Genomic DNA, 16,197 nt, shown 5'->3' on the forward strand with positions numbered 1-16,197 from the left:
TGTTTCGCGCCGAATCGCCGGTTTGCGCGGGTGCACGGACGCTCGCCGCACGCGGCCGTTGGCCAGGCGACGAGTGGCATATGACTGCGGCAAAGAAGACCTCCCTGGTGTGCCACTCGACAAGATCTGGTGGTGAAGCCGGCGCGCCGCCGGCCACGAGGTTCATGCGATGTGCGGCAGAACCTCTGCGGCGAGGCGCTCCATCTGGGCGGACGAGTCGAACAGAGGGTTGACGAGGATCAGTTCGGCTCCGGCGGCCACCACCTCTTGCAGACCTCGGATGCAGGTGGTGGGCGGGCCGCAGACGGCGACCGGGAGAAGGGTTCTGCCGTAGTCGCCGTATTGCGCGATGAGCGCGTCGGACATGCGGGAGCGGGCGCGGTCGGGGTCGTCGTCGACGGCGATGTAGACGCGTTTGGCGATGCGGAATTCCGTGGTGTCCCTCTCGGTTTCGGCGAGGGCGGCGCGGACGATCGGGACCTGCTCGGCGAACTGGGCCGTGGTGGTGGAACCCGCGCCGAAGAAGCCGTCGCCGTGTCGGGCGGCGCGGCGCAGTGCGGCGGGCTTGCTGCCGCCGAACCAGAGCGGCGGGTAGGGCTTCTGGAATGGCTTGGGCTCCATGGTGGCTCCGGACAGCTGCCAGAAGCTGCCGTCGATGTCGATCGTCGGCTGGGTCCACAGCGACTTCATCACCCGCAGGCCCTCGTTGAAACGGATTACGAGGTTGTCGCCTGGGTCGACGTCGAAGGCGGTGAGCATCCGGTTGCGTCCGCCGATGCCCACGCCGACCTCGACGCGTCCGCGGCTGAGCTGGTCCAGCGTCGAGATCCGTTTCGCCAGGTGGACCGGGTTGTGCAGGGGTGTGACGAACACGGCGCAGCCGAGCCGAAGCCGCTGGTTGCATGCCGCCGCGAACGCCAAGGTCTCCAGCGGGCTCAGGCTGGGTGCGGACCCGATGACCTGCTCGGTCATCCACACGCTCTCGAAGCCGAGTTCCTCGGCCCGATCCAGATACGCCCGCAGTTCGGTCGGCTGGAACGCACCGTCATCGACATGCTGCGGAACCGAGATCGCGTATCGCATAAAGCCTGACCCTAGACCCCGGCCTGAGCACCGTGCCGCACCAACACGGGCAGTCGAAAAGCCGCCGAGCGGCACATGACCGCGGCAAGGTCGACCGAGTAGACCCCACCGTCACGTCCCGCTCGGCGGAGCGATCAGCGTGGAATGGCGGATTCGACCATGGCGGCCACGTCGTCGGGGCGGGAAACCAACGAGGCGTGCGAGGCGTTGATCTCGCTGCTGTGCGCGCCCATGCGCTGAGCCATGTAGCGCTGGGACGCGGGCGGGATCACGCGGTCGGCACCCGACACCAGGTACCAGCTGGGGGTGTCGGACCACGAAGGCGGGCCGGAAGGTTCGAGGTTGGCCGCCAATGCGATGGAGTGCTGGTGGTCGATCATGTCCGCGGCGGTGGCGGGGCCGACGTCCTGGGCGAAGACGGAGTTGAAGCTGGCGGGCGCTACGAAGCCGTCGATGTTCTTGCCCGCGATACCCCCGGGGTCGTCGACGATCGCCACCTGGAGCGCGGGCGGCAGCAGCTGACTGCCCGGGAACCGGATCGGGTCGAGGGCGAGCTGGGCCACCTCGCCCTGCACCGGCGCGAAAGCGGCGATGTAGACCAAGGATTCGACCTTCGGGTCGTGCACGTTGCTGATCACGAAGCCGCCGTAGGAGTGGCCGACCAGCACCACGGGACCGGAGATCGTATCCAGCGCGCGCTGGACGGCGGCAGCGTCCTTGGCCGGTCCGCGCAGCGGATTGTCCGGCGTCACCACGGGATAGCCGCGGTCGCGCAGCAGGGCGGCGACACCATCCCAGCTGGTGGTATCGGCGAAGGCGCCGTGGACGAGGACGATGGTCGACAGTCGCGCCGCCTGTGCGGGCCCTGCGGACACAGTGGCGAGCGCGAGGGCGAGCGCGGCCAAGACGCCGCGCACGGTATGTCTGCGCTTCATCGAGTTTCCGCCCTTCTCAGCTCGTCAGGAAGTCGAGCAGGTCGGCGTTGAATGCCTGTTCGTAGTCGCCGCAGAGTCCATGCGGCGCACCCGGATACACTTTGAGCTGACCCCGCGGGAGCAGGTTCGCGGTTTTGGGGGCGGAGGCAACGAACGGGACGATCTGATCGTCGTCACCGTGTGCGACCAGAACCGGTATGTCGATATTGGGCAGCTCCGCGGTGAAATCGGTCTCGGAGAACGCCTTGATGCAGTCGAGTGCTCCCTTGAGCCCGACCTGCATGCCCATCAACCAGAAGTGATCCCGAAGCCCTTGCGAGACAGTCGATCCCTCGCGGTTGGCGCCGTAGAAGGCAGCGGTGAGATCTTGGTAGAACTGCGATCGGTCAGCGGCGACACCGGCTCGAATCCCGTCGAAGACGTCGATCGGCAGCCCATCCGGATTGGCGTCGGTTCGCAGCATCAGCGGCGGAACCGCGCCGAGCAGAACAGCTTTCGTGACCCGGGCGGTGCCGTGCCTGGACAGGTACCTGGTGACCTCGCCGCCACCGGTCGAATGCCCCACCAACACCGCGTCGGTGAGCTCGAGCTCGTTGATCACTGCGGCGAGATCGTCGGCGTAGTGGTCCATGTCGTGCCCGTCCCACACCTGGCCGGAGCGGCCGTGACCGCGGCGATCGTGCGCGATGGCACGGTAGCCGTTGCTCGCCACCAGGTTCATCTGGTTGTCCCAGGCATCGCCGTTCAGCGGCCAGCCGTGGCTGAACACCACGGGACGTCCGGTACCCCAGTCCTTGTAGTAGATCTCGACACCATCGGTGGTCGTGATCGTCGGCATGCGGAAACTCCTTCTGTTTGGAACGGATGGACGGACTACACCGCACCGGGCACTGCCGGCAGGTTCCTGGCGAGGAATTCCAACGCGGTGTCGGCGAGTTCGCGCCAGCCGTGGTCGGCGGGCATGGAATGCCCGCGATCCGCGAACACCGCGAGTTCGGTCACCGCCGGATTGCGGCGCTGGATCCGGTAGGCCGACCGCACGGTGGCCTCCGGGACGGTCCGGTCGAGCCCGCCCGCGAACATCAGCAGGGGCCCTCGCTCACTACGCGTGTCCACCGTCGCTTCGCTGCGCGGCACGAAATTGGCCGGACCCGCCTGGAACAGCGGCCGTCCCGGCGCCGGGATGGCGTAGTCGGCGAAAAGCTGGTCGGATTCCGCACGGGACACAGCGTTGGCGAAGGCGCGGTGATAGCTCTCGGCGGTGTGCGACCACGTCTTGGTGCGCAGCCACGGGCGGCCGAGGACCGGCAGTACGTTGCGCAGCTGCACGAGCGGCAGCGTCAGCACCCCTTTGAACTGCGCGGGCGCTATCGCCACACACGCGCTGGCAAACCCGGTGCCGAGCAGTTTCTGCGCGATCAGCCCCCCGAAGGAATGCCCGATGACGACCGGCGGCATCGGCAGCGTGGAGATGAACTCCGCATAGTGATCGGTGGCCTCGGCGATGCCGCGGTTGTTCAGCGCCGCGGGATCCTTCCTGGTCGCCTCCGGCGTCGCACCGTCGCCAGGCCACCCCGGGGCCGACGCCTGGTAGCCGGCGCTGTCGAACAGTTCGAGCCAGGACGCCCAGCTGCTGCTGTGCATCCACAAGCCATGAATGAACACCACCGGGCGTGATTGCGGTCGCGACACCTGGCCTCCTCGGGCGAACAGGAATCCACCGACGTGGAACTCCGTTCGACAGCGTATGACGGGCGGTGGCCGGAAAAATGACTGTCCGTGCACGATCCTCGGCTGAGAATGCACGACCCGATCGGCCTTGGACGTGCGACGATTGCCGGATCTGTCCCATTGCGACGGAGGCTGCCATGACGGTCGTGTTCAATTCGGACACCATCGCGCCCCATGAGCGGGTGGACGCGGTGGCTGCCGCGATGCAGGAGGCGTCGGTCCCGTCCCACGTCGTTCTGGATCCGCCGGCGGAGGGTGTGCACGCCACATTCGACGTGTGGCAGTTCGGCGAGGCGAGCATCTTCCGCGCGCGCACCACCGGCATCCAGCTGATCCGCACGCCGAAGCAAGTGCGTACCTCACCAGCGCCGGTGCTGGCCGTCGCCGTGCAGCAGGCGGGCGACGGGCGGTATGAGCAGGGCGGCGTCCAGCGCACCGTTCGGCCGGGCGAACTGCACGTCATGGACCTGAACGCACCCTACGACTTCAGTTGGCACGGCGAGGGCACATCAACCTGCCTGCACGTGCCGCTCGACCAGCTCGGCCTGCCTGCCGAGCTGATCCGGCAGGCCGCGATCCGGGTACAGGACAGCCCGCACTATCGGCTGGTGGCCAACCACATCGTTCAGCTGACCACCGACGGCGACGCGCTCAGCGCCGACCCTGCGGCCGCGCTGTCCGGTTGTGCCAGTATCGAATTGATCCGGGGGCTGCTGTTGTCGGCAGGAAGCGACGACGGCAACGGCGCCGTAATCCCCTCGGATATCCAGCTGTCTCGGATTCGCGCCTACGTGCGGCGCAACCTGGCCGATCCCGACCTCGGCGCGGAACAGATCGCCGGGGCACACAGCATGTCGGTCCGGCAGCTGTACAAGATCTGCGCGAACGCGGAGTACAGCCTCGAACAGTGGATCATCAGCCAGCGGCTCGACCGGGTGCGCACGGATCTGACCAGGCCGGAACATATGCACCGGACGATCGCGATGATCGCGCGGCGCTGGGGCTTTCGCGATCCGTCACATTTCGCCCGGCGCTTCCGCACCGCCTACGGGCTCTCGCCCCGGGAATGGCGGCGGGTCGCGACGGCCGAGGGCGAGCCGTAGCCGCGAACTAGCCGCGATCGCAGACCTTCGCGTGCTTGCCCGCGAGGGCGTCGAGGCCGAGCATCGCCAGTAATGACTGGCAGTCGGCGGCGTTCTCCGCGTAGCTGGCGACGGTGCGGGCAGCGACGGCGCTCTGGCGCGCGTTCTCCGCTTTCTCCGCTTTCCTCGCCTCAGCGAACTCGCCCGGTTCATGGATAAGGGTGATGTGTCGTGCCGACGCCATGAGTCTCCTTGAGGGTTGGTCGAAGCCTACAAGGCTCGCCAGCGCCGCGATACCCGAACCGAACGGGCACTTCGTCGAATCGCCGAATCCTGGCACCGGGCCGGGCGCTCGGCGCGGCACGCGACCGCACGGAACGTCGTTATGCGAGTTCGAATCTCGTCGGCGGCGCCCCGAACTTCACCCGGAGGTCTTCGCCGGGTCAGCCGCCCACGCCGCATCAACGTCCATGGCCGGTACGGCTAGCTCAGCAGCTCTCGGACCACACCGTCGGCGAGCAGCCGACCGCGATCGGTGAGCACCAGCCGATGATCACCCGACCGGTACGCGAGACCATCGGCCACGACCCGATCCACCGCGACCGTCCCGGACGCGTCGAGTTCGGCCAGCGGCAGACCAGTACGCAGCCGGACAGCGAGCATGACGCGCTCCAGATAACGCTCGTCGGCACCGAGCGCCTCCCAGCCCCCCGCCGGCAACCCGCCCTCGGCGACCCGGTCCGCATAGCGTGCCGGGTGTTTCACGTTCCACCAGCGCACTCCCCCCACGTGACTGTGCGCGCCGGGCCCCGCGCCGAGCCAGTCACCGCCGTCCCAGTAGCCGAGGTTGTGTCGGCAGACCGCTCCGTCGCCAGCGGCCCAGTTCGATACCTCATACCAGCCCAGCCCGGCCGCGCCGAGCCGGGCATCGATGCGTTCATAGCGCGCGGCGAGCACATCGTCGTCGGGCGCGGGCAGTTCGCCGCGGCGCACCCGACGCGCCAGGGCGGTGCCGTCCTCCACGATCAGTGAGTAGGCCGAGACGTGATCGACGCCCGCGCCGAGCACCGCGTCCAGGCTGGCGTCGAGATCGGCGTCGGTCTCGCCCGGCGTCCCGTAGATCAGGTCCAGGTTGACGTGCTCGAAGCCGGCGGCGCGCGCCTCGCGGGCGGCAGCGACCGCGCGACCGGGGGTGTGCGTCCGGTCGAGCACCCTCAACACGTGCGCCGCGGCGGACTGCATGCCCAATGAGACCCGAGTAAACCCGGCGTCCCGGATGCGCTCGAACAATTCCGGCGAGGTGGATTCCGGATTGGACTCCGTGGTGACCTCGGCGTCGGCGGCGAGGGTGAATTCGCCGCGCACCGCGGCGAGCACCGCGGCGAGCCCGTCGCCGCCCAGCAGAGAGGGTGTCCCTCCGCCGACGAAGATCGTGGCCACTTCCGGGGTCGAGGTCGGCAACGCCGCGAACTCCCGCGCGGCCGTGGCCAACTCCCCACGCAGCGCGTCCAGCCAGGACTGCGGCGACGCCGACGTGCCGAGCTCACCCGCGGTATAGGTGTTGAAGTCGCAGTATCCGCACCGCGTAGCGCAGAACGGAACGTGCACGTAGACGCCGAACGGCCCACGTCCGAAATCACGCAGCACCGGCGCGGAGCGGTCGGCGCTCGAGGGGGCGACGGCGGAAGAAGTCACCTATCCAGTGTGAACGTCGCCGTGTCCGCACCGCTGGCCGGCCCGTGGTACACGGTGGCGGCCACCGCCCGGATGGCGTCTGTATCGGCGACTGAACTACTCATGGCGCAGAGCCTGCTACCTCGAGCATGCTTCAGGTCAAACGGCGTGCGCGGCGTCACAGCAGACCACCGGACCTATCACGAGCCTCGTTCGGCACAGGAACTATGACTGCCGTCACAAATCAGGTCGGCAGTCCAGGGAATTTCCCTCGAAATTGCGGAAAATATGGCCGCGGGGTCGGGAGGCCATTGCTGACGTGGCACAATGGCCCCCATGCGCGTTTTGGGAGTACGGCTTGTGGCACGTCGCCACGTCGACTACAAGCGCGTATGTAGCGCCTGCTGTCTGCCCGGTTCCCTCCGGTAGCTCGAGCGGCGCCACAGTCCGGGTCTCCCCGGCGATTCCCGAGACCGACTTCATCGGCCCGCTGACACCGCAGGCGTGAGTCAGCCCCTCACGCCCTCACGACGGATGTACCACCCACCCCGCAGGAGCGACCCTATGACGTCGAGCACCGGCGCCGGTCCGACCGAACAGCCCGAACCCCGGCCGGGGCACCACGCGCGCCCCGAACGCCCCGCCTCCGAACGCCGCGTCCGCCCGGACCGCCCGCGTCCAGCGGCCTCCGCCGGGCCACGCGCCCGCACCGGCAAACCCGTGCGTCGCAAGGCCGAGGGCCAGTGGGCGCTGGGTTACCGCGAGCCGTTGAACCCGAACGAGCAGTCCAAGAAGGACGACAACCCGCTCAACGTCCGCGCGCGGATCGAGAACATCTACGCCAAGACCGGCTTCGACAGCATCGACAAGGGTGACCTGCGTGGGCGGTTCCGCTGGTGGGGTCTCTACACCCAGCGCGAGCAGGGCTACGACGGTAGCTGGACCGGCGACGAGAACATCGACCTGCTCGAGGCCAAGTACTTCATGATGCGCATCCGCTGTGACGCGGGCGCGCTGAATGTCGCGCAGCTGCGCACCCTCGGCCAGATCTCCACCGAGTTCGCCCGCGACACCGCCGACCTCTCCGACCGCGAGAACGTGCAGTACCACTGGATCGAGGTGGAGAACGTCCCCGAGATCTGGAAGCGGATCGAGGCGGTCGGTCTGAAGACCACCGAGGCGTGCGGCGACTGCCCGCGCGTGGTGCTCGGTTCCCCACTGGCCGGCGAATCGCTGAACGAGATCCTCGATCCGACGCCAGCGATCGACGAGATCGTGCACCGCTACATCGGCAAGAAGGAGTACTCCAACCTGCCGCGCAAGTTCAAGACCGCGATCTCCGGCCAGCAGGACGTGGTGCACGAGATCAACGACGTCGCATTCGTGGGCGTGGTCCACCCGGAGCACGGCCCCGGTCTGGACCTGTGGGTCGGCGGCGGGCTGTCCACCAACCCGATGCTGGCGCAGCGGGTCGGTGTGTGGGTGCCGCTGGCGGAGGTCCCCGACGTGTGGGAGGCCGTGGTCTCGCTCTTCCGCGACTACGGCTACCGCCGCCTCCGCACCAAGGCGCGGCTGAAGTTCCTGGTCAAGGACTGGGGCATCGAGAAATTCCGTCAGGTGCTCGAGGACGAGTTCTTGAAGCGCAAGCTGATCGACGGCCCCGCGCCGGAGCAGCCGACCAAGCCGATCGACCACGTCGGCGTGCAGAAGCTGCGCAATGGGCTCAACGCCGTCGGCTTCTCCCCCATCGCGGGTCGGGTGTCGGGCACCGTCCTGACCAAGGTCGCCGACGCGGCGGAGCGATTCGGCTCCGACCGCATCCGGTTCACCCCCTACCAGAAGCTGATCGTGCTCGATGTCGCCGACGACAAGGTCGACGCGCTGATCGACGAGCTGGAACCGCTCGGGTTGCAGGCCCGCCCGTCGCTGTGGCGGCGGAACCTGATGGCCTGCTCCGGCATCGAGTTCTGCAAGCTCTCCTTCGCCGAGACCCGCAAGCGGTCCCAGGTGCTGGTGCCCGAGCTGGAGGAGCGGCTCGCGGATCTCAACGCGCAGTTGGACGTCCCGATCACCATCAACATCAACGGTTGCCCGAACTCGTGCGCCCGGTCGCAGATCGCCGACATCGGATTCAAGGGCCAGCTCGTCGACGACGGCACCGGGAATCACGTGGAGGGTTTCCAGGTTCACCTCGGTGGCAGCCTCGGCTTCGACAGCGCCTTCGGGCGCAAGCTGCGCCAGCACAAGGTGACCAGCGGCGAACTCGGTGACTACATCGAGCGGGTGGTGCGCAACTTCGTCAAGCACCGCGAGGACGGCGAGCGATTCGCCCAGTGGGCGGTTCGCGCCGACGAAGCCGACTTGAAATAAGTCTCGACGGGAGATCAATTGTGACAACCCAACTCGCGGAAAAGCTGTCCGAGGACGAGCTACGAGCCATCGCCGCACGCGGCGCGGCCGAGCTCGACGGCGCCTCGGCGAGCGAACTCCTGCAGTGGACCGAGGACACCTTCGGTGCGAGCTACATCGTCGCCTCCAACATGCAGGACGGCGTGCTGGTGCAGCTGGCCGCCGAGGTCCGCTCCGGTGTGGACGTGCTGTTCCTGGACACCGGCTACCACTTCGCCGAGACCATCGGTACGAGGGACGCGGTAGAGGCGGTGTACGGGGTGAACGTGATCAACGTCCGCCCCGAACACACTGTTGCCGAACAGGACCGCCTGCTGGGCAAGAATTTGTTCGCCCGCGAGCCGAACGAGTGCTGCCGGTTGCGCAAGGTCGTCCCGTTACAGAACTCGCTCGCCGGCTACAACGCCTGGGTCACCGGCATCCGCCGGGTCGAGGCGCCGACGCGGGCGAACGCGCCGCTCATCTCGTTCGACGAGGCGTTCGGACTGGTGAAGATCAACCCGATCGCGCTGTGGTCCGACGACGAGATGCAGGACTTTATCGAGCAGCACGGCATCCTCGTCAATCCCCTGGTGGAGGAGGGATATCCGTCCATCGGCTGCGCTCCGTGCACACGGAAGCCGGAGCCGGGATCCGATCCGCGAAGCGGCCGTTGGGCTGGCCTCGCCAAGACCGAATGCGGGTTGCACACCGCATGACCGAGTCAGGGCCCGAAGGAGGCAGCGTGCGTAACCACGCAGGGCCCCTCGGGCATGCAGAGAAAGACACCGCATGACCGAGTCAGGGCCCGAAGGAGGCAGCGTGCGTAACCACGCAGGGCCCCTCGGGCATGCAGAGAAAGACACCGCATGACCGAGTCAGGGCCCGAAGGAGGCAGCGTGCGTAACCACGCGAGGCCCCCGGGGCATGCAGAGAAGGACACAGCATGACCGAAACCATCCGAAGCGAACGTTCCCTCGGCATCAGCGAATTCGACACGCTTGCCGCGCTGGAGTCCGAGTCCATCCACGTCTTCCGCGAGGTGGCGGGCGAGTTCGAGCGGCCGGTGATCCTGTTCTCCGGCGGCAAGGACTCCACTGTGCTGCTGCATCTAGCGCTCAAGGCCTTCTGGCCCGCGCCGCTGCCATTCGCGCTGCTGCACGTGGACACCGGGCACAACCTCCCCGAGGTGCTCCAGTTCCGGGACAAGGTGGTCGAGCGCTACGGCCTGCGCCTGTACGTGGCGAAGGTGGAAGACTATCTGGCCGACGGGCGGCTCACCGAGCGTCCCGACGGCATCCGCAACCCGCTGCAGACCGTCCCGCTGCTGGACGCGATCAGCGAGAACCGCTTCGACGCCGTGTTCGGCGGCGGCCGTCGCGACGAGGAGCGCTCGCGCGCCAAGGAGCGGATCTTCTCGCTGCGCAACGCGTTCGGACAGTGGGACCCGAAGCGGCAGCGCCCGGAGCTGTGGAACCTCTACAACGGGCGGCACGCGCCGGGCGAACATGTGCGCGTATTCCCGCTGAGCAACTGGACCGAGCTGGACATCTGGCGCTACATCGCCCGCGAGGACATCGATCTGGCGAGTATCTACTACGCGCACGAGCGGCCGGTGTACCAGCGCGACGGCATGTGGATGACGCCGGGCGTGTGGGGCGGCCCGCGCGACGGCGAGGTGCTGGAGACCAGGTCGGTGCGCTACCGCACCGTCGGTGACGGATCGTCCACCGGCGCCATTCTTTCCGACGCGGCCGACAATGACGCGATCCTCGCCGAGGTCGCCGCGTCTCGACTGACCGAACGCGGCGCGACCCGTGGGGACGACCGAGTGTCGGAGGCCGCGATGGAAGACCGCAAACGAGAGGGTTATTTCTGACATGTCCGACCTATTGAGGCTGGCCACCGCCGGTTCTGTCGACGACGGCAAGTCCACTCTGGTCGGACGCCTGCTCTACGACACGAAATCCGTACTGGCCGATCAGATCGATGCCGTCACGCGCGCGTCGGTGGACAAAGGTCTTGCCACACCGGATCTTTCGCTGCTCGTGGATGGACTGCGCGCGGAACGCGAACAGGGCATCACCATCGACGTCGCCTATCGCTACTTCGCTACGCCGCGGCGCTCTTTCGTGCTCGCGGACACCCCCGGGCACGTGCAGTACACCCGCAACACCGTATCCGGCGCGTCCACCGCGCAGCTGGTGATTCTACTTGTCGACGCGCGCAAGGGCGTCATCGAGCAGACCCGCCGGCACGCCGCGGTGCTCGCGCTGCTCGGCGTGCCGAAGCTGGTGCTCGCGGTGAACAAGATCGACTTGGTCGACGACGCCGCCACCGTGTTCGCCGACATCTCCGCGGAGTTCACCGAACTCACCGGCAGGTTGGGCTGGACGAGTGACGACGTGCTGGAGATCCCGGTATCGGCGCTGCACGGCGACAACATCGCCACCCGCTCGGACAACACCCAGTACTACAGCGGTCCCTCGCTGATCGAGCATCTGGAGTCGGTACCGGTCGACGCGGACAGTACCGGCAATCACTCACTCGGACTGCGGTTCCCGGTGCAGTATGTGATCCGGCCGCGCACCTCCGAATACCCGGACTACCGCGGCTACGCGGGACAGATCGCGGCGGGCACGGTCGCGCCGGGCGACGAGGTCGTCGTGCTGCCCTCCGGTATCCGCACAACCGTCGAGCGAATCGACACCCCGGACGGCGAGCTCGCGGTGGCGCAGACCGGCCGCAGTGTCACGCTGATCCTGGCCGACGATGTCGACGTCTCGCGCGGCGACATCATCGCCTCGGTCGCCGACGCGCCGGAGCCCATCGACACGTTCGACGCGACGGTCTGCTGGCTGGGCGACAAGCCGTTGCGCCCCGGCGGACGCCTGCTGCTCAAACACGGCACCCGGACCACCCAGGCGATCGTCGGCACGCTTCTGGAGCGCTTCGACGAGCAGCGCCTGGCCGCCGACCCGAACCCGGAGTCGTTGGCGCTCAACGATATCGGGCGCATCTCGGTGCGGGTCGCCGAGCCGATCGCGGCCGACGACTACCGGGTGAACCGGCACACCGGCAGCTTCCTGCTGATCGACCCGTCCGGCGGCAACACGCTGGCCGCTGGATTGGTCGGCGATGCGCTGTCCGCGGTCGAGGTCGGCGCCGGAGCCTGAGATGCCGCCCACGCAAGCCCCTTTCGGCGCCGCGCCGGTCGTGCGCGGGTCCGGCACGGCACCATCCAGCGCCGCGGCGGTCCAGGTAACCGCCCGATCGGGTTATGCGACCACCTGGCTCGGCTACCCGCCCGCCATGACCGGCGGCGTTACCGCCTCGAAGCCGCCCGCGCTGATCGCGGTGGCCCACGGCAGTCGTGATCCGCGGTCGGCGGCGACGGTGTCGGCGGTCGCCGCCGCCGTCGCGGCCGCACGCCCGGATATCGATGTCCGACTCGCCTTCCTCGATCTCAACGCGCCCTCGGTCGAGCAGGTCGTGGATGGTGTTGCGGCCCAGGGACATAGGCACGCGGTGGTGACGCCGCTGCTGCTCGGCAGCGCCTTCCATGCCAGAGTCGACCTGCCCGGTCTGCTCGATGCGGCCCGGGCCCGTCAGCCACAGCTGCGGCTGACACAGGCCGACGTACTCGGCCCCGATATCGGACTGATCGCCGCGCTGCGGGATCGCGTCCTGGCCGCCTGCTCCGCGCGAGATGCCGTGCACCCCCTGGCGGATCGTCGCCTCGGCATAGCGGTCGCGGCGGTCGGCTCGTCCTCGGCCACGGCCAATGCGCGTACCACCGAGGTGGCCGATCGGCTCGCCGCGCTCACCGGATGGCGTACCGAGATCTGCTTCGCCACCACCGAACCGTCGGTGGCCGAGGCCATTGCGGCACTGCGTGCCGACGGCGCGGACCGGGTTTTCGTCGCGCCATGGTTCCTCGCCCCAGGTCGGCTGACCGACCGCCTGGTCGGCGCGGCGCCGTACGCGATCCACGCCGACGTCCTCGGCCCGCACCCGGCGCTCACCGACGTCATCCTGGACCGCTATTACACGGCGATCGCCGAGCCGCACGCGCTCTCGGCCTGACCGCGGGATTTCAGCGGATCACCGAAACAGCGGAGCAACCCGCCCCCACCGCATCTCGCTATCTATCCCACCCACTCGCCGATTAGACCCACGCAATCCGAGGCAGTACCGGCCAACTGCGGGAACCCTGATGCCGGTAAAAGCATTCGCCGATCAGGCGGAAACCGGGTGACAGAACTCAGCCGAGCAGGTTTTCCACGATGGAACGGGCGGTGGCGACACCCATTCGTCGCCCATCTGCCGGGCGGTGTTGGCGGCGGCGATGACGGCGTCCAGTTCGAACGCGATGACCTCGGTGGTGCGTTCGCCGAGGTGGCCCTGCTCCTTGGCGCGGCGATGCCCTGCTGCTCGACCTCTGGGACTACCCGCTGCGCCTGCGCCACGACCTGATGAGCGCCGACCTCATCCACCTCACCACCAGCGGCCACACCGCCCTGGCTTCGGAAATGTTGCGCGCCTTGGCTGCCCACATCCCAGCATCACGCTGAGCACGTCGCGTGGGGCAGGACGGCGACTTCTCTCAGTAGGACACCACGTCCCACTCGCATCGCGGCCAGCGGTGCAGGGCGCACGCGCGCCCTGCACCGAGCTCAGCGAGCGCGGCCTTCGGCGTGACCTGGAACGAGCCGTTGACCACGGCGCCGCGCCGACCCCCGTCGTGCTCGGTGCGGACGCCGCGCTCGCCTCAGGCGGGACCGGTTGATGGCGATCGGCGAGTGGTCAGGTCAGCATGTCCCGCTCGTCCGGCCGTCAGCGGTGGGCCGGTAGCGGTCGACCAGTTCGGCGCCGAGGCGGGCCAGTTCGACACGGACGTCGGGCGGACCGAGGACTTCGAGCGAGGCGCCCCATCCGGCCAGCTGCTGCGCGATCATCCACGCGGTCGGGGCGGTGATGCGGACCTGGACGCGGCCGTCGTCGGTGGGGCCGTCCACCACGCAGTTCCTGCCCTGCTGGTCGCGCAGGATCGGCAGCAGGCGCTCGGGGACGAGAACAGTCGCGGCGGTGGTCGCGCGGCGCTGTTCCATCTCGTCGACCACCTGTTCCCAAGCGGCGGAGAGATCGAAATCATCGGGGCGGTGTGACTTTTCGTCGGTCGGGATCACCTCTGCGATGCGATCGACCCGAAAGGTTCGCTGTCCACGCTCGGTTCCGGCCACCAGATACCAGAGGGCGTCCTTGTCGACCAGGCCCCAGGGGTCGACGAGACGCTCGGAGCGCTCGCCTGCCCGGTCGGCGTAGTGCAGCCGAACCTTGGTGCGCTGCACCACCGCTCGCTGCAGCAAAGTCACGACCGGCGGCAGCTGCCGGTCGTTCGCACCCCAGCGGGCTTGGTCGATCACGATGGCGTCGGCCGCCGCCTCCGCGTCTCCGCGAAAGGGTTGCGGCAGCGCCCGGACCAGTTTGCGCAGCGCTGATTTCACCTCCGGCACCGCGCCCGCGGACGGACCTGCCAGCAGGAACAACGCACGCGCCTCCCCCGCGGTCAACCCGCTCAGGTCGGTGCGCGCACCGCCGACCAGCGTCCAGCCACCGCCGCGACCGGGCTGCGGGTACACCGGCACACCGGCCGCCGACAGCGCCTCGAGATCGCGGCGCGCGGTGGCCACCGAGGTCTCGAGTTCCGCGGCGACCTGCGCGGCGGTCACCCGTCCGCGCGTCTGCATCATCAGCAGGATCGCCACCAATCTGTCCGCTCGCATGCACACAATTCTGCCGATAAAAGTGCTCATTCGGTGAGCACTTCAAGGTGGATGATGGTTTCACAAGCGCGAACGAGCACACCGAAGGAGATCCGACATGCTGCGAGGAATGGCGACGAGCACCTTTTACGCCGACGACCTGGAGGCCGCGAAGGACTGGTACACCGAGTTCCTGGGCGTCGAGCCCTACTTCCACGTCCCCAACGGCTACTACGAGTTCCGCATCGGCGACTACCAACACGAATTCGGCATCGTGAACCGGGCCTACGCCCCGGCGGGTGCGCGCAACGAGCCGGGCGGCGCCATCATCAACTGGCATGTCGACGATCTGCGGGCAACGGTCGACCGGCTGCTCGAACTCGGCGCGAAAGAATACGACCCCATCACCGAACGCGGCGCCGGCACGGGTTTCTCGACCGCCTCGGTAGTCGACCCGTTCGGCAACGTCCTCGGCCTGATGACGAACCCGCACTACCTCGAGATCCTCGCCGAAACCGGCCCGGCGTAACCCGAGCCGCGGCCGCGGGCTGCTGGGCGGGTATTCGTTTGCGGACGCCGTGCCCCGCAACGTTTCCCAACCGACCGCCCGCACCGCGACACCATTTCAGGTGGGACGACATCGGCGGCGCGCCGGGTAACCATGTGGTTGCGGTGCGATCTGCGTCATATGATCGGCCGCACACCCGCCGTCGCTGCACAGACGGCATCCGGCTTGGTCAGGCTTGGAAGGACACCGTATGGTCATCCGCGCCCGAGTAGTACACGGCGCCTCTGGCGCCGATGGCGTCACCGGCACAGCAAACACCCCGGACACAGTCCAGGGGGACGACGAGTCCACATCGGACCGGGCGCTCGCCGATATCGGCACACGCGGGGAGTTGCCCGCCGACGGACGGGACGAGCTGGACTCGACCCGGATCATGCCACCGCTCGACGCGTTCGGCCCCGCCGACATCCTGCGCCGACCCGACGCGCTCGGCCACACGAGCATCCTGCCGCCGCTGGAGCTGTTCGGGGAGGACGACAGCGCACCGCTGCCCGCCCGCCACCCGTGGGCGACCCGAGTCGTGATCGGCATCGCGACGGCGGTGGCGGTCGCGCTCGTGGCGATCACCGGGTTCGCGCTGGTCGATCGGGCCGCCCACGGCGACGCGACCGTCGCGACAGAGCAGGTGGGCAGGGCGGCCGATACCGTAACCCGCAAGGGAACTGTGGTGGCCGAGGGCGGCTCGGCAACAGCGCTGCTGTCGCACAGCGTGGGCAAGATGGTCGTCTCTGCCGTCGGCCTGCCCGCGCTGGACCGCGAACACGGCTACCAGCTGTGGCTGATCCCTAACACGGGCGCACCGCGGTCGGCCGGAATGATGCACACCGAGGGCATGCGCACCGAGCAGGTGGCCGACCTGCGCGACGACACCGCGTTCGTCGTGATCACCACCGAACCCACCGACGGTTCGCTACAGCCGACTACGCCGATCGCGGTCCGGATCGACCTGGCCTGAGCCAGGCGACGGGGAC

The 16,197-nt window shown here is 68.3% G+C and carries 16 protein-coding genes; 9 read left to right on the forward strand and 7 right to left on the reverse strand.

Translation table 11 applies throughout. The features are described 5' to 3' along the window. Nucleotides 1-162: 162 nt before the first annotated feature. The 4 genes from AB4Z47_RS03290 to AB4Z47_RS03305 form a co-directional block, all read right to left on the reverse strand. Nucleotides 163-1,083 (reverse strand): LLM class flavin-dependent oxidoreductase, encoded by a 921-nt coding sequence (locus AB4Z47_RS03290; protein WP_441947680.1) that lies wholly within the window; start codon nt 1,081-1,083, stop codon nt 163-165. Nucleotides 1,084-1,217: 134 nt separating this feature from the next. Then, on the reverse strand, nt 1,218-2,018 hold the full coding sequence (locus AB4Z47_RS03295; RefSeq protein WP_441947681.1) for an alpha/beta fold hydrolase: 801 nt from the start codon (nt 2,016-2,018) through the stop codon (nt 1,218-1,220). A gap of 16 nt (nt 2,019-2,034) precedes the next feature. Then, the gene (locus AB4Z47_RS03300; RefSeq protein WP_441947682.1) at nt 2,035-2,856 is read right to left on the reverse strand and encodes an alpha/beta fold hydrolase; all 822 of its coding nucleotides are present in this window, start codon (nt 2,854-2,856) and stop codon (nt 2,035-2,037) included. A 35-nt stretch (nt 2,857-2,891) separates the two neighbouring features. Then, nucleotides 2,892-3,710 (reverse strand): alpha/beta hydrolase, encoded by an 819-nt coding sequence (locus tag AB4Z47_RS03305; protein WP_441947683.1) that lies wholly within the window; start codon nt 3,708-3,710, stop codon nt 2,892-2,894. Nucleotides 3,711-3,886: 176 nt separating this feature from the next. Between AB4Z47_RS03305 and AB4Z47_RS03310 the strand changes: the two genes are divergently transcribed. Further along, entirely contained in the window at nt 3,887-4,852 is a 966-nt protein-coding gene (locus tag AB4Z47_RS03310) for a helix-turn-helix domain-containing protein (protein ID WP_441947684.1), read from the forward strand. A gap of 7 nt (nt 4,853-4,859) precedes the next feature. Here the strand turns inward: AB4Z47_RS03310 and AB4Z47_RS03315 are convergent, their stop codons facing one another. After that, nucleotides 4,860-5,075, reverse strand: a complete 216-nt coding sequence (locus tag AB4Z47_RS03315) for a hypothetical protein (protein WP_441947685.1) — start codon at nt 5,073-5,075, stop codon at nt 4,860-4,862. A 239-nt stretch (nt 5,076-5,314) separates the two neighbouring features. Then, on the reverse strand, nt 5,315-6,478 hold the full coding sequence (gene hemW / locus AB4Z47_RS03320) for a radical SAM family heme chaperone HemW (RefSeq protein WP_441947757.1): 1,164 nt from the start codon (nt 6,476-6,478) through the stop codon (nt 5,315-5,317). Between the two features lie 363 nt (nt 6,479-6,841). Here hemW and AB4Z47_RS03325 point away from each other — a divergent pair, with 363 nt between their 5' ends. The 6 genes from AB4Z47_RS03325 (at nt 6,842) to AB4Z47_RS03350 (ending at nt 12,979) form a co-directional block, all read left to right on the forward strand. Next, complete coding sequence (locus AB4Z47_RS03325) at nt 6,842-6,934, forward strand: Ms4527A family Cys-rich leader peptide (protein WP_441947686.1); 93 nt, start codon at nt 6,842-6,844, stop codon at nt 6,932-6,934. 135 nt (nt 6,935-7,069) lie between these two features. Further along, entirely contained in the window at nt 7,070-8,875 is a 1,806-nt protein-coding gene (locus AB4Z47_RS03330; RefSeq protein ID WP_441947687.1) for a nitrite/sulfite reductase, read from the forward strand. Between the two features lie 20 nt (nt 8,876-8,895). Continuing rightward, nucleotides 8,896-9,612, forward strand: coding sequence for a phosphoadenylyl-sulfate reductase (locus AB4Z47_RS03335; protein WP_441947688.1), 717 nt, complete (start codon nt 8,896-8,898; stop codon nt 9,610-9,612). A 227-nt stretch (nt 9,613-9,839) separates the two neighbouring features. After that, the gene (gene cysD / locus AB4Z47_RS03340) at nt 9,840-10,772 is read left to right on the forward strand and encodes a sulfate adenylyltransferase subunit CysD (RefSeq protein ID WP_441947689.1); all 933 of its coding nucleotides are present in this window, start codon (nt 9,840-9,842) and stop codon (nt 10,770-10,772) included. A 1-nt stretch (nt 10,773) separates the two neighbouring features. Continuing rightward, nucleotides 10,774-12,069: a sulfate adenylyltransferase subunit 1 gene (locus tag AB4Z47_RS03345; protein ID WP_441947690.1), complete on the forward strand. Its 1,296-nt coding sequence runs from the start codon at nt 10,774-10,776 to the stop codon at nt 12,067-12,069. Nucleotides 12,070-12,205: 136 nt separating this feature from the next. Beyond that, nucleotides 12,206-12,979, forward strand: coding sequence for a sirohydrochlorin chelatase (locus AB4Z47_RS03350; protein ID WP_441947758.1), 774 nt, complete (start codon nt 12,206-12,208; stop codon nt 12,977-12,979). Between the two features lie 725 nt (nt 12,980-13,704). On the opposite strand, the gene AB4Z47_RS03355 is transcribed toward AB4Z47_RS03350, so the two are convergent. After that, a complete protein-coding gene (locus AB4Z47_RS03355; protein WP_441947691.1) occupies nt 13,705-14,679 on the reverse strand; it encodes a helix-turn-helix transcriptional regulator in 975 nt (324 codons plus the stop codon). Nucleotides 14,680-14,776: 97 nt separating this feature from the next. On the opposite strand from AB4Z47_RS03355, the gene AB4Z47_RS03360 reads away from it, so the two are divergent. Further along, nucleotides 14,777-15,187 carry a VOC family protein gene (locus AB4Z47_RS03360; RefSeq protein WP_441947692.1) on the forward strand — a complete coding sequence of 137 codons (411 nt, stop codon included), beginning with the start codon at nt 14,777-14,779 and terminating at the stop codon, nt 15,185-15,187. A 229-nt stretch (nt 15,188-15,416) separates the two neighbouring features. Then, the gene (locus AB4Z47_RS03365) at nt 15,417-16,181 is read left to right on the forward strand and encodes an anti-sigma factor (RefSeq protein ID WP_441947693.1); all 765 of its coding nucleotides are present in this window, start codon (nt 15,417-15,419) and stop codon (nt 16,179-16,181) included. The last annotated feature ends 16 nt before the right edge of the window (nt 16,182-16,197 follow it).

Source organism: Nocardia sp. 2TAF39 (assembly GCF_052114905.1).
In the GTDB taxonomy this organism is placed as follows: Bacteria; Actinomycetota; Actinomycetes; order Mycobacteriales; family Mycobacteriaceae; genus Nocardia.